Here is a 13,426-nt window from a genome sequence, read left to right on the forward strand (position 1 = left end):
AATACTATTGTATTTTGAATTTAATGATACGTATAATTCATTATTTTTATAAATTGATGAATTATTTTGATATTGCTCGATCCACAATTAATTGCATTCGAAGCAATTGTTAAAGAAGGGACTGTTCATGCGGCAGCAGAATCTCTTTTTTTAACACAAACTGCTGTGACACAACGATTGCGTCAACTAGAACAAAAACTCAAGACCACGTTATTTATTCGTAGCCGACGTGGCATGTTATTAACCACCGAGGGAGAGCAGCTTCATCGTTACTGCCAACGTGTCACAGAGATGGGTGGATCTGTACTTGCAAGTATTCAAGGTGCTGGAACTTTATCTAATTTACGCATCAAAATTGCTGGACCTACAAGCGTGATGCGCTCACGTATCATTCCACAGTGCCAATCTGTCATGAAAGAGTTTCCTAAACTACACATCACCTGTTTAATCAATGACAATTTTGATATAAGCCATCAATTAAAATCAGGAAAGTTTGATTTGGTGATTTTATCACCCGAACAGGTGACGCAAGAAATGGAAAGCAAATCTTTAATGCCCGAACACTATTTATTAGTTTGTTCTGCAAAATGGAAAAATCGGGGGCTTATTGATATTCTATCTAACGAGAAAATAATTGATTTTGGACAAGACGATCAAATGACATTTTCTTATTTAAAAAAATACGATTTGTTGCAATATATTCAGACCGAAAGACATTTTATTAATAATACCGAAAGTATTGCGCAGTTCTTTATTCATGAATTTGGTTATGGAGTCCTCTCGCAAGAATTTGCAGCGCCTTATATAGAATCAGGAGAGCTGATTATTCTCAATGAAAATCAATCGTACCCAAATCCAATTTCTTTAGCTTGGTATCAAAGACCTGAACAACCCAATTATTTTTCAGCACTGATTCAGACTATTAAATAAATTAAGAGACATCAGATCTCAAATTTTAAGGTTTCCAGCTTCGCATCTGAGTGTCTGTATCTACTCTACCGATTTTTCACTAATTGACAAAACATATTCATCATAGCAATTTGCTCTACATTATTTGGTACAGAATCCAACAATGCTGGAGAATACACAATAACAGCTAAACATTGTGATCTAGAGATTGCAACATTAATGCGATTTTTATCAAAAAGAAAATTTAACCCACGGGGTGACTCATTAGCACTACTTGCACACATACTTAAAAATACAATTGGTGCTTCTTGTCCCTGGAATTTGTCAACGCTACCTACCCTTGCTTTATCTCCAAGAGCTGCTTTTAGTTTATTAACCTGAAAATTATATGGCGCAACAAAAAGGATATCCTCCCAATCAATTATTCTTTGTCGACCGTTTTTGGCGTTAAAAGTCCGTCCCAGCAATTCATGAGCCAAAGAAGTAATTTGCACTACTTCTTCATCACTCGCTTGTGTATTACCTTCATGAATCACCGGTACAGCAATTATTCCTGCTTCTTTATTCAAAATACCATGATAACCCATAGGGACAATTATCAATTGTTCATCATTTTCGGGAGCTGATTCAAGTTTACCTTCATATATGGCCTCACTAATAAATTGATTGACCGCCGAATGCATGCGATAAGTTGTTCCCAAAAATATGCCCATTGAATCAGGAATAGTCGGAGTTGAATGTAACAGGTAATCGAGAATGGACAATCCACTCTCTTCTGGATGACTGCCTTGAGAAGGCAGTCCCAATTGCATCTGATCACCCATTAGAATGATATTGGATGTTGCCCTACTCATAGCAATCAAATTTGCAACACTAACTTGCCCTGCCTCATCAATAAAAAGATAATCAAATGCATGTTCAAGATCATCTCTGGAAAAACCCCAGGCCGTAGTTCCTACGACACATCCTGGCTGCAAAAAATTACCAATATCTTTATTTTCCAAAACATTAATTTTTAAATCATCAATGACTGAATCCGTTTTGCTTTTACAGCAAAAATGCCCAGTAATTCCCATTTTTTGGCAATACTTCGCAGTATGAATCAATAAATTATTGATGGCTTTATGGCTATTAGAAGATACACCTACTTTTTTCCCTTTTTTAATCAATTCAGCAATCAAGTGCTTGCCTGTATATGTTTTGCCAGCACCCGGTGGCCCCTGAATAGTCAGATAACTATTATCCAAATTAATAACTGCCTGAATAATCTCATGCAACCGTTGTTCTGGATCATGACTAGGTGCTATCGCTTGACCCGATATATGTCCTTTGATTCTCGGAATAGATTTGCCCAAAAAATCAACTATAGCAGTTTGGGCTAACCCCCCATTTGCAAAAGCTTCTGCTTGTTTTGTAATTGCTTGGGGTATTGGATCAGGATCAACATATTCGTTTGGAATTAAGGTAACAAGACTATCAGGTTCATTTTTTATTTGTAGTGCAATAATCCCATGCTCTAAATCACTGCCTTCATGATGGCAACTCGCCTTTATATTTTTGCCATCAGGCGTTTCGTAGCCTAGCAGAAAATATTCTTTTGCATTCGCTTTGAACTCCTGATCCGGATCAAATGAATATTCATAAACTAAATTTCGTGCTTTTGGAGTCGATTTATAAGGTGGTTTTTCAGTTCGCTGACAATAAGCAAGACAATCTATATCCTCTAGTAACTCTTCTTCGTTTAAACCTAGTCGATCAAATAGCCGCCAAAAGACAGGCTTGGATTCACGCCTATGAAATTCGATGGACCAAGCCATAACAGAATGCAGTTTAGATAACTGCTCCTGACCTTCGCTATGCAATTGCAAGGCTTTTTCAAGTAATCTGTTGCGAAGTTTGAGACGCTCATTAATTTCCTCTTTAATTTCAGGTTCAATCAATTCTGTTTTGCCAAGAAAAGAAATACCGCAGGCTTCTTGTTTTTCTCTTAACCAGGTCACCAACTCCTGAGTAGAATTACAATCATCAATATTATAAGAGCGAATATCGTTTAATATTTTTGAGGTTTGCCACGTATCACCATCAGGATTTTCTCGCCACCGCTCGTAAACAACCACTGAATCGCCACCAGAACCAACCTCCGTAGCTCGTTTAGCGCGATATAAATGCTCCACATTTTTGATTGAGTAACGCGGTTCCCCTATTAATAGCGCACCTTTTACGATTTTGTATAAATCAACAAATACTTCATTACGTAACAATTGATCCACTTCATACTCACATACCCCATATCTGCTCATTAACTTGCGGCAAGCAGTAATTTCATAGCTTGCATAATGGTAAATGTGCATCGAAAGATCTTGCTGCCACCTTTTATAGACCCATTCAACAAATGATCTAAAACTTTCTTTTTCCTGATCTTTGTCATGTGCCCAAAAATCCATGTATCGGCGTTGATCATTTTCATCAAAATAAGTTACACCCCAAAGATACTCCAATCCTCCGTCTTCTAAAGGAAACCCCTCGATATCAAAAAAGATATCATTTTTTGATTTAGGCGGTAGTAGAGCCAGCCCCATTTTTTTTCCATTTTCATGATTAATTAATTGATAAGCAGGAATATCCTTTCCAATGCTTTCTTTTTGAATTTTGGCCTGGGCTTTTAATTGTTCGAACAATTCAGATTTAATTCCTTTTACAGTTTTATAATCAGCATTAGCTAAAGCAGTCATAGTATGAATGCCTGCTTGATTTAATTTTTTGATTTGTCCCGAAGTAATCGTAGCAACCTGAATCAAGTGATCTGATTTTAATAGAAGATTTTCTGCATATGTACTCCACCTTCCCCAACTTTTAGATAAAGCAGGATCTGGGCATTTAGAGGGATCGAATTGCTGATGTTCTAACAAAAATTTGTGCTTAAGATTGTTGTAGAAATAAAAATAGTCATTAAGCCGGAATCGTTTTTGTTCCTTGTTTCCCAGAATGATAGTAATCTGCTCTGCTCTTGCCTGTTGCATTACATCAAGCATTTCAGCATAACAACATAATTGCACCAAAAAATTTGGCTTAACATACTTAGCTAATTTAGTATCCCAAACTTCATAACAATAATCTCCAAAAATACTCTTTCCTTGGACTTTAATCAAAAAATCAGCATATCCTCTAAACGGTAACAATTCCAAATGCGCCTGATAAATTACATCTACTCCATTTTTCATAGCTTCTACAGTAGCCTGATGAGAGTTCGTGCGCTTGCTCAAATTGGCAATTGTTAATCCTTTTGCTTCAAAAGTGGCTAATACTTCTGACTCATGTTGATTTCCCAAATCATGCAATACACTGAGCAACTCATTATTTTCGTCAGTGGACGGGAGTAACTCAGGATTTGTTATTGCCAAATGATCCATCCATGAAGCAAAAGGGCTATCCAGAAACTGCGCTAAATCTGACGGTGAGAATACAATTTGATTAGTTTCAAGATACATTAAATTTACTCACATTTGATTAATAACTCCTAGTATTAATAGATTTTTATTGTGAGTAAAGAAACGCAATTCATTAGATTAAATTCGAATTGCTCTGCGAGTGATTTATTTATTCTACATTTTCCTGTTGCCGCATTAAAAAATTAGGATCTGTTGCTCCTCAAGCTTAGCTTTTTTGTTTCTAAGAGAAGCAATTTGTACTTTTGGGTCGAATGCTCCATGCGTTGGGGGATACACCAGGCGCAATCATTAATTAACCAAAAGTCAACGTATTATCCGTTGTCGAAGACTCTTGTATTTCAAATGGTGTATTCTCTTTGGTTTTAGCCAACATTCCTTCTTTATCTTTATTAGGAAATTTTTGCATCATTTTTAATTTCTTCTCAACCTCAGGAGGTAAAACAAGCTCTGGAGGAATAGTTTTGTGACGAGCAGCCCCTGTATTTAAGGCCTCCATCATCATTTGAGGAGAATTAAATTGGGACTGTTGCAAATGAGGATCCAATTTTGCCTCTAACTTGCGAGCTAAAGTTGAATCTAAAATCCACATGGCATCAGCAAGAGCAGGAATACACATGTTGGGCTCATTATTTACCCACCAACCTAAATCAGTCATTGCTGCGCGTATGTAGTCTGCTTTTTTGTTATTTTTATCAAGCGCAAAGCGTAATATACAATTCAACGCTTTTGCTGGTTCTTTATAATTAATAGAAAGTTCTTTATTGGGATGCAAAAATCCAAACCGAGAGCTTTCTAATTTTTCATGATACTTTTGTCTGAATTTTTTACACAATTGTTCAGGACTTTGTTCTGCTGGTGCGGAGATTTTATATTTACTTAAAGCATCTATATTTTTATAGAATTCAGACATCAACAAAGAATGCATGGTGGCAGTTGGATGCACATCATCCCAAAACATATGTTTAGAACCTGGGGAGGTTCTCTCTGGAGTCATTGTATAGTCTGTTGAATCTTTATAAGCTTCTTTGAGTTTTTTACGATCAAAATATAGTGCATATTCTGATTGAGGGTTATCTCGGACGTCTGTGTATATTTTAGTAAAGACAGAATTGATATTGAAAAAATCAATGGAGCATGAAGGATATTTCTCTTTTAATTTTTTATATTTCTCTTCGAGTTGGGTATTAAAATATTCCGTAACTTCGTGCGCTTTGCCTTCGCTTGGTGTACCCTGAAAACGTGGAGTTAACGATAAATCAGGCAAATTGCAAAGCACAATATTTTTAAAACCCTGTTGAATTAATTTTTCAAGGTTATCTATATTACTTTGTACTGCAAGATTTGCTGACTCTTTTGTTGGTTCTGAATTAACCGTAATTAAATCATTAGCACCAGAAAATACAGTAATCAATGTCCTTTCTTTATCTTCATAATCCTCCTGTTTCTCAAGATCAACGAGAAATTGATCCACCTGCTTTGACAAATTAGATACAATTAAGCGAGTAAAAAAAAGTTTTATCGCTGTAAATGGAGCAAGCAGAGAAAGAAAAAGCCCCTTCCAGCTGTAATCATAAGATGTTGCCCCACCTTGACTGTAATTTGCGAAGAAATTTTGCCCGTTATATTGGCCAGTACGTCCATCATCGAGTGAATAATATTCTTGAATGTATTTTCTGTAACGAGGATCTGTAATTATCTGGTCTGATATATCATCAGAAGACTTTTGGAGTGTTGACGCGTTCAGAAACCCCATTTTTTTCGTAGAACGGCTCGTTGAGCATTCGTTTTATGCCGATGTGCGATTGCGGCATCAGCTATATCAGTGCAATCGACTATATGTCCAGGATTTATTACCTCCTCGGGGGTATCTTCTTGCTTTGCCGCAAATAGATGTCCTTCATCTCTATCTTCTATACGTGGCTTACGTTTTACTTCTCTTAATTCAGCTGTAACGTCATCCACAGTATATCTATTTAGGCTGTAAGGAGGCTGATAAAGAATATCATCACTGATATCCGCATTATCCCGATTATATTTTCCAAATCGGTGATAAGAATCTTTTTTTATTTTATCGTCATTAAGAAATTTACTGATAAGAGTTGATCTAAGCGAGTCTGCCCACGTATAACCATTGGTAAAACGTTCATTGGGAGACTTATCTAATCCTAGTGCTTTAAGCCATAAACCTTTCACCCATGAACCTAAAAAAGAAAATTTTTCTGCCATGTTTTTACCGTCAGAAAGACTGTCGCCAAATACAACAAAATGAGTGATGTTTTTTTTAGATTCGGTCTTGCTGTTTTTCATGCAAAATAAACACCATTTGATCAATAATTGATATTTTATAGGTAAATTATTAAGGATTTATTAATCAAAGTAAGCATAGGAGACAATTCTTCTTGCAAAATATAAAAAACAAAAAATAAATAATTTTTTTCTGATTTAAATCAGGGTCTATTGACATTTGATTGAGGAGCACATGCTAACAGACTCTAAAATTTCCAAACAATTACCTCAATATTTTTCTCTTTTACCTGTTTTATTACCTAACCCGCGATTTGGTACTTAAATCTTCATTCTTCATAAATCGATACCTCGTTCTTATTTGTGATCACTGGTTTTTGTATTATAATGTAACAATATAAATTAATTTAAACCAAAATGTAGGAAAGGTATCATGGCAAAACAACCAAACGCAACTCCTGTATACAACGCAATATTTCAAGAGCACTCAAATCCTGGTAGAGCAATCACCGGGAGGAATAACAATAATTTCGCATCATACGATAAAGGGATATCGTGCCACGTTTTTGCCATTGCAAGTCCAATCACATGGGACAAAGCCCAGGAACTAAACTCCACATATTCAGATATTGGCACCCCAAAAGAAATTCAACGTGCTCAGGATCGAATTATGCATGAGTTCGCAGAACAGGATAAAAAAGATCTTGATGAAAATTATGTAATTCAACCTTATCCAGAACCAGAAGAAGAAGTGCTTAACGCAGAACGTTCGGAAAATATGCAAGAAATTCTAGAACTCAGGAAACAACAAAAAACAGTATTGCCTGTTGACAATTTGTACCTTTGTGGGGGTTTCCGAGAAGGAAAAATGACTCCTGAGCATATGTGGCTCGAGGATCATTCAAATGGTATAACTTATGACACATTCATTAACCGGGGCGGAATTGCTGTTGTGGATGGAGTCGGTAGGGAAGGAGAACCATTTGCACCTGGATGCGAAGGAAGTGACTTCGAAGAAAACGAAATCCACCGGGTTAAAGTAGATGGGTACACATGGGGTCAACTTATTGCTATAGCTTCTGGTGCTGAGAAGATCGGCTTTCCCAAGGGAATAGAGAATGCGCCACAAGTGTTAGCTGCAAAAATTGCCGTTAATGATGCCAATATTGCCTTATCAAAAATTCCAGAACCAGACCTGACACCAGAAGAAAGCGAAGTGCTAGAAAAAGTCGAGAGAGAACAAAGTTCAAAAAGAACTCAAAAGGATATAGATAATGTAGTGAAAAGCCTGGGTGCAGAAGAAAAATTGCACTATGACAATGCGCTAGGAAAATTAGAACGCGTAGCAAATGAGCGAAGAAGAGTCGCACGCGAAGCTGTAGGCACTGGCCCCGAAGCTTTTCTAGAACGAGTAAAGGAACAAACAGCGCAAAAAGAAAAGGTTGACGAGATAAAAAATCAGGGTCCCCAACAACCACAATCAACATATGAGTCTCTTCGTAGAATAGTTCGTAACTTTGCTATTGGTGTTGGTATCACTGCCCTTGCAGCGACCACCGCCTATTTAGCCTATAGTTCCAAACCATTTAATAATTAATTGATGAAAATCAGGAGCTTATAATGAATAATGATGAAGAGAATAAAAAGACCCAAGCGCTATTAAATAGCCTCGATCCACTAGTAGAAGAAATAAATCAAGCACTTATGTCATCAAAGGCTATCCCTAATAAGCGAAAAGAGATCAGCTTGATTTTGATGAAAATAAGTACCTATAAAAATCTAAGAAAAAATCATCAAAAATCTGATAATGTAAAAGCAGAAATTGAATCTTTAGCATCCATATTTTCAAGCACTGATACTATGTTAAAAAATATATCTGAGGGAGAACATATTTCTGAATATCTAGATAATGGTTTATTTCAAAAATTTAATGACATTTCAGACGAAATGAAAAGGCTTGTTGAATAAACTATGTTTTAAAATGTCAGAATCACTTTTTGGGTGGATAATGTCAGCTTTGAAGCTAGAGTAGACCTATTCGTTATTATCTACAATCGTGGGTCGATGACAAGCTCATGGGACGATGTTTAAGGTAATTATAAATTACAAAAATCCTTTAAGCAGCTTGTCAGACCTAATTCTACTGAGATGATGCAAAAAGTGGATTTAATTAACACCCGACAATTTAAACGTTTTTTTAATTATCCCCTTTGAATTAAATATTCAGTTGTTTATTAGCATAAAGCGCATTTTAAGCAGATTTTGTATCTACAATAGCTCCTTATTTTAGTCCATGATCTAAAAAATATTGATTTTTAATAAAAATTCCAAACTCAGTTTCTATATGATATCAATAAGTTAATAATTAATTTCAACGAAGTGCTGGATTTGTATTAAATAAAAGCCCAAAAATGATCTTAAATTGGTCTTTATTTAAAAATATTAAACAAAACATAATCTCATGTTACTATTTCACTTGTTACTTATTCAGGAGAAATCAATGGCAGGCCCTTATAATACGCACGACATAGTCAATGTGTTTCGTTCAATTGTTCAATTAATATCTCAATATCCAGAATTATTAAATACACAAGGAATTTTTCGGGTCCCAGGATCGAAAGAAGAAATAGAACATGTACTCGACCAACTTATCGATACTCACTTTAATGTAGAAACATTAAGTCGCTACATCATGATGAATGAAAATATAGTGAATCACGAGCGCCTGAATAATGTATTAGGAATGATACCTACAGTGCTTAAAGAGGGCCAAATATTAGCCTCCCAAGATGACTTACTTGCATCTTTTTCTAAAAAATTGAAATCATTATTGGATTCTCATCAAGAAGAAAATAACACAATAGCCGCTCAATTATTTGATAACTTCATTAATGATTTGCTTCTTTCAAAGAGAATAGATCATCAACGTGCAGGAGAAATTCTTTATCACTATTTTCATTTAATGCACCAAGTAGGGAAATACCAAGAAATAAATCGGATGACATATAATAATCTCGCGATTATCCTTGCCCCTAGCCTGACGAATGAATTGAGCCTATATCCAGGAGAAAACTTATTAGATTTGTCGAGCTATGTGAGTCAATTAACCCCTGTATTAGAAAATTACATTGCGGACACGAAATGGGACTTTGATTTTAAGAATAGCCATGCGGACAAATTAGAGCATCTAGAAAACACACGACATTCTTTACTTGAACAACTAGAACGTATGAAAGAAGCTTCCAGAAAATCAGTTACCGTCCCGATGAAAAGTTTCATGTTGCAAGCATCCATGGTTAAAGCACAAATTGATGCTATAAAAGAAGAGCAACAAGATCATTCGCTTAAAAAGAAGGAGAAGAAAAAGTTAGGTAAGCAACTTGACCCATTAATAGAAGAGCAAAGTGCTCTCCTCTCAAAGATTTCAGAATTAGCCCCCAAAATTAAGGCGATGAACAACGGACAGCGACGCATACAAAAGAAATCGATATGCTCACTTACTCAGGAGGTCAAGTGACACTACAAGAAAACCCATCAAATAACTCTTATCTTGCTCAATTTAGTATTTTTGAACCAAGCAGTTCTAATACAAGTACAGTGTTATCTCCTATTCCTGAGGAAAATGAAGAGCTTGAAGAGCAAGAAGAAACCATGCATCAAGAACAGCAACGCCACCAATAAGTTATTGCGATGTTACAATGACTGATTCTACGATTAGATTTGGAGATAGTGGTAATTAATTTTTCATTTTCAAAATAAGTAGTTACAAACGCCATTCGTGCGTTGACACATTATAATAAAGCCCATAACTTCATGGGCTTTGCTATTACAACAGCCATATTTTTCTCCCCACAAAAAAATTATATCCCAATAGGAAAAGCAATGAATTTTCTTCAAAGGACCATAAGTCTCCTTTAATACCGAATCGATAAAATTTACATAGAGAGCAAATTTAATCACCAACCAGGAGTATTAAAATGAAGATTAGTCAAGAAGCATTAGCAAGTTACTTAGAGGCCATAAAAGCAAATCCTTTTTCAATAAAAGATATTCCTATACCAGAAGAAGAGCCTAGTGATGAGCATAAAGAAATTTATATGGCCGCTGTAAAACTAAATGGTGAATCAGTGAAATATATCCCCAAGCCTAAGGAAGGAGAAAAAGTAAGTTCATTCTATGAAGAACTATATTTAGAAGCTTTGAAACAAGACAGCAGGATAGTAGAGCTAGTTCATAAACCCAAACTGGAAGAATCATTATCTCAAGACTATAAAAATATTTTTAGTGAAGTCCTAAAATTAGACGGAAAAGAGCTCGAAAAAATACTTAAATTTATTCCTGTACCATCAAATAATGACTTAAGTATAACTGGAACACTCAACCCAGATTATAAATGGGTTTGTCTTGAGGCATTGAAAGAAGATGGTGATGCAGTAAAATTTATTGTTCAACCTAAAGGTGAGGAATTAAACCAGGATTTTAAAGATATTTATCTTGCTGCGGTGAAACAAAATGGGGAGGCATTAGAGTTTATTCCCAAACCAAAACAAGGTGAACCTCTGGACTCATTCTATGAAGAATTGTATTTAGAATACAGTGAAGCAAAATGGGGATGCGCTAAAATTTATTCCTCAACCCAAAGCAGGAGAAGAACTCTCTCTATTTTATCAAAAACTTTATTTAACAGCTGCCCACCAAAATGGAAATGCGTTACAACATATCCCTAAACTTAAAGAAGGCGAGCCATTAAGTGGATTTTATAAACAACTTTATTTAGATGCTGTGAAAAATAGTTTCGATGCGCTTATGTATATTCCTTCTGAAGAATTTAAAAAAGAGATAACTCATTCTGTATTGTCTGAAATGAAATATCTTCTTATAACAGGAAAAAATATTGCGGAGGAAGATCGTGAAGTGCAAAAAGCAGCTCGCGTTTATAGTCATGCGCAAAAAAGAGCAGGAAAAATCTCCCACATCAGTACAAAGAATATTCATTTATTGCTTGATAGAAATATTGTCTTACCAGAAGGTGTAAAAGTTAGTGTCTTGAGCCATGCAGCTACTGATACTAATGCTCTGGCGGACATGAAGGCAGAAGACTTTTGTAATCTGGCTGTAAAACAACCACATATTAAAGAATTTAATTTATTAGGCTGTAACACAGTGCAAACGGAGATATCCGATAAAGAAAAAGAAATGCATCAACAATTCAAAGAAAAAAGAAAAGAAAAGAAAAATTAGCAGAGCCATTTGGATTTGTTTTAACAACAAAATCATTTCCTAATCATTTAACTTCCGAAGGAGCAAATGAAATAAATAAATTATTAAACAAGCAAGTGGGACTAAATTCTTCCTATTTTCTCGCAAAGACAGGTACAGACGATAATGAGCGATATACATTATCTTATGTAAAAAAAGAACATGGGACTCTATCTGTAGAAACTTGGCCTATTGATGCAGCACGGTTGAAGGAGTTAGCCACACTTGCAAAAGGAGGCAAGGCATTTCAATTTCCATCTGGTCAAGCAACCACTTCTGTATTACACAGCAAGCAAAGACCGTTAACACCAAAATCCATGCTGAAAATTATAAATACCGCAGATGATGTACACCTAAAATTTGAAAAAACACATCCTGAGTATAAGGCTCAAAAAAAGATATATCCATTTTTAACGAGCGTTATGTTAAATGAGAATGAAGAAACAAAATTACAAGATTCATTTATGAAAAAATTAGTAACCGCCATCAAAGATAATGTTCGTATTACTCGATCCATAAATATTGGAGCATTTCCAAACCCGCTGTATGTCGATGATAGAGATTGGGGATTCCATGCGTCACACTTACGCATCTATAGTGGTGAAACCAGCAATCCGCTGGTGGTTTTTCCAAGAAAAAACGTGCGTGTTGACGTAGAGAAATTAAAACAGGCTCGAAAAGAGAAAATATATCAAATGGCGGCAGAAGAATCAGATAAAGATAAAGTTGAAATGAGTGGTGCTAAAAAAATAAAATTTACTGTTGCGTTTAAAGATAAATTAAAAAGTATAAAAGAAGAAAAGCAACAAGAGGTATCTCATTCAACCATCTATTTAGGATCTTAAAAGTGCCTCTAAATAATCAAGGAGAAAAGTAATATCATCAAATGCCTCCAACACATGCTGCAGATTCCTTGTTTTTATGGACAAGCTGAATATATTTAAAAAATTGGAGGCTTTTTTGGTTTTCATTATGAATGAGGGAGAGTGTTCATTTAACTGTGTCACCTCATTGCATATAATCCAATTATTTATGTGATTAATCGTTTGTTCTATAGTTCTTTCTTGGACTCTACTGTTAAGGCAATACCAATTAAATTTAATATCCAGTTTGATATCAGGAACCTTAGTAATTTTTAAGTGGCTTTCATCCAAAACCCTTTTATGCACAACACTCCAGTAGTTCCCTGAAAACACTATATTTTTTACAGAAAAAATTGTCCCTGCTTCTAAAGTTACTGCTAATGGCAAATGATGCTTGGCAAAAAGTGCTTCGGCTTTTTCGCGAATATATCCCCCCTCTTCTGGAAAAACTGCCTCATAAGCAGATAATTCAGCTAAAAATACCTCATCTTTAATCGTTAATGGGTGCTTATCTGAAGCACAGATGCAAAGCTCCTCCCGCCATAATTTCCCATTAACTAAAATCTTTGTTTGATTAGATCGCGTGGTACAGATCGCAAGATCAATGAACCCATTATCTAATTGCTCAAGGTAATCTTTTTCATTAATAGTTTTTACATTGATAATTATTCTTTCATCCACTGATTGAACATAATGAATCAA

General features: G+C 35.4%; 12 protein-coding genes. 8 read left to right on the forward strand and 4 right to left on the reverse strand.

All coding sequences use genetic code 11. The annotated features are described in order from the left end of the window. Positions 1-66 precede the first annotated feature (66 nt). A complete protein-coding gene (locus EL220_RS13380; RefSeq protein WP_027271519.1) occupies positions 67-930 on the forward strand; it encodes a LysR family transcriptional regulator in 864 nt (287 codons plus the stop codon). A 65-nt stretch (positions 931-995) separates the two neighbouring features. Here the strand turns inward: EL220_RS13380 and EL220_RS13385 are convergent, their stop codons facing one another. The 3 genes from EL220_RS13385 to EL220_RS19195 all read right to left on the reverse strand — a co-directional run bounded on the left by EL220_RS13385 (position 996) and on the right by EL220_RS19195 (position 6,665). Continuing rightward, a complete protein-coding gene (locus EL220_RS13385) occupies positions 996-4,397 on the reverse strand; it encodes a TM0106 family RecB-like putative nuclease (RefSeq protein WP_027271518.1) in 3,402 nt (1,133 codons plus the stop codon). A gap of 253 nt (positions 4,398-4,650) precedes the next feature. Next, complete coding sequence (locus tag EL220_RS13390) at positions 4,651-6,111, reverse strand: SGNH/GDSL hydrolase family protein (RefSeq protein WP_232002460.1); 1,461 nt, start codon at positions 6,109-6,111, stop codon at positions 4,651-4,653. Then, entirely contained in the window at positions 6,099-6,665 is a 567-nt protein-coding gene (locus EL220_RS19195) for a hypothetical protein (protein ID WP_232002461.1), read from the reverse strand. The genes EL220_RS13390 and EL220_RS19195 overlap by 13 nt, the downstream gene beginning before the upstream one ends. 370 nt (positions 6,666-7,035) lie before the next feature. On the opposite strand from EL220_RS19195, the gene EL220_RS13395 reads away from it, so the two are divergent. The 7 genes from EL220_RS13395 to EL220_RS13420 all read left to right on the forward strand — a co-directional run bounded on the left by EL220_RS13395 (position 7,036) and on the right by EL220_RS13420 (position 12,706). Continuing rightward, positions 7,036-8,199, forward strand: coding sequence for a hypothetical protein (locus EL220_RS13395; RefSeq protein ID WP_027271516.1), 1,164 nt, complete (start codon positions 7,036-7,038; stop codon positions 8,197-8,199). Positions 8,200-8,222: 23 nt separating this feature from the next. Beyond that, positions 8,223-8,570: a hypothetical protein gene (locus EL220_RS13400; protein ID WP_027271515.1), complete on the forward strand. Its 348-nt coding sequence runs from the start codon at positions 8,223-8,225 to the stop codon at positions 8,568-8,570. Between the two features lie 532 nt (positions 8,571-9,102). After that, positions 9,103-10,119 carry a Rho GTPase-activating protein gene (locus EL220_RS13405; RefSeq protein ID WP_232002462.1) on the forward strand — a complete coding sequence of 339 codons (1,017 nt, stop codon included), beginning with the start codon at positions 9,103-9,105 and terminating at the stop codon, positions 10,117-10,119. Further along, positions 10,116-10,283 carry a hypothetical protein gene (locus EL220_RS19200; protein WP_232002463.1) on the forward strand — a complete coding sequence of 56 codons (168 nt, stop codon included), beginning with the start codon at positions 10,116-10,118 and terminating at the stop codon, positions 10,281-10,283. Before EL220_RS13405 ends, EL220_RS19200 begins: the two co-directional genes overlap by 4 nt. A 296-nt stretch (positions 10,284-10,579) precedes the next feature. Then, positions 10,580-11,329, forward strand: coding sequence for a DUF4116 domain-containing protein (locus EL220_RS13410; protein ID WP_027271513.1), 750 nt, complete (start codon positions 10,580-10,582; stop codon positions 11,327-11,329). Positions 11,330-11,408: 79 nt separating this feature from the next. Further along, positions 11,409-11,843: a hypothetical protein gene (locus tag EL220_RS13415; RefSeq protein WP_128130916.1), complete on the forward strand. Its 435-nt coding sequence runs from the start codon at positions 11,409-11,411 to the stop codon at positions 11,841-11,843. A 95-nt stretch (positions 11,844-11,938) separates the two neighbouring features. After that, positions 11,939-12,706 (forward strand): hypothetical protein, encoded by a 768-nt coding sequence (locus tag EL220_RS13420; protein ID WP_027271511.1) that lies wholly within the window; start codon positions 11,939-11,941, stop codon positions 12,704-12,706. Here EL220_RS13420 and EL220_RS13425 read toward each other — a convergent pair. Next, entirely contained in the window at positions 12,695-13,426 is a 732-nt protein-coding gene (locus EL220_RS13425; RefSeq protein WP_232002464.1) for a LysR family transcriptional regulator substrate-binding protein, read from the reverse strand. The genes EL220_RS13420 and EL220_RS13425 overlap by 12 nt on opposite strands.

Origin of the sequence: Legionella sainthelensi, assembly GCF_900637685.1 — a bacterium.
GTDB classification, from domain to species: domain Bacteria; phylum Pseudomonadota; class Gammaproteobacteria; order Legionellales; family Legionellaceae; genus Legionella; species Legionella sainthelensi.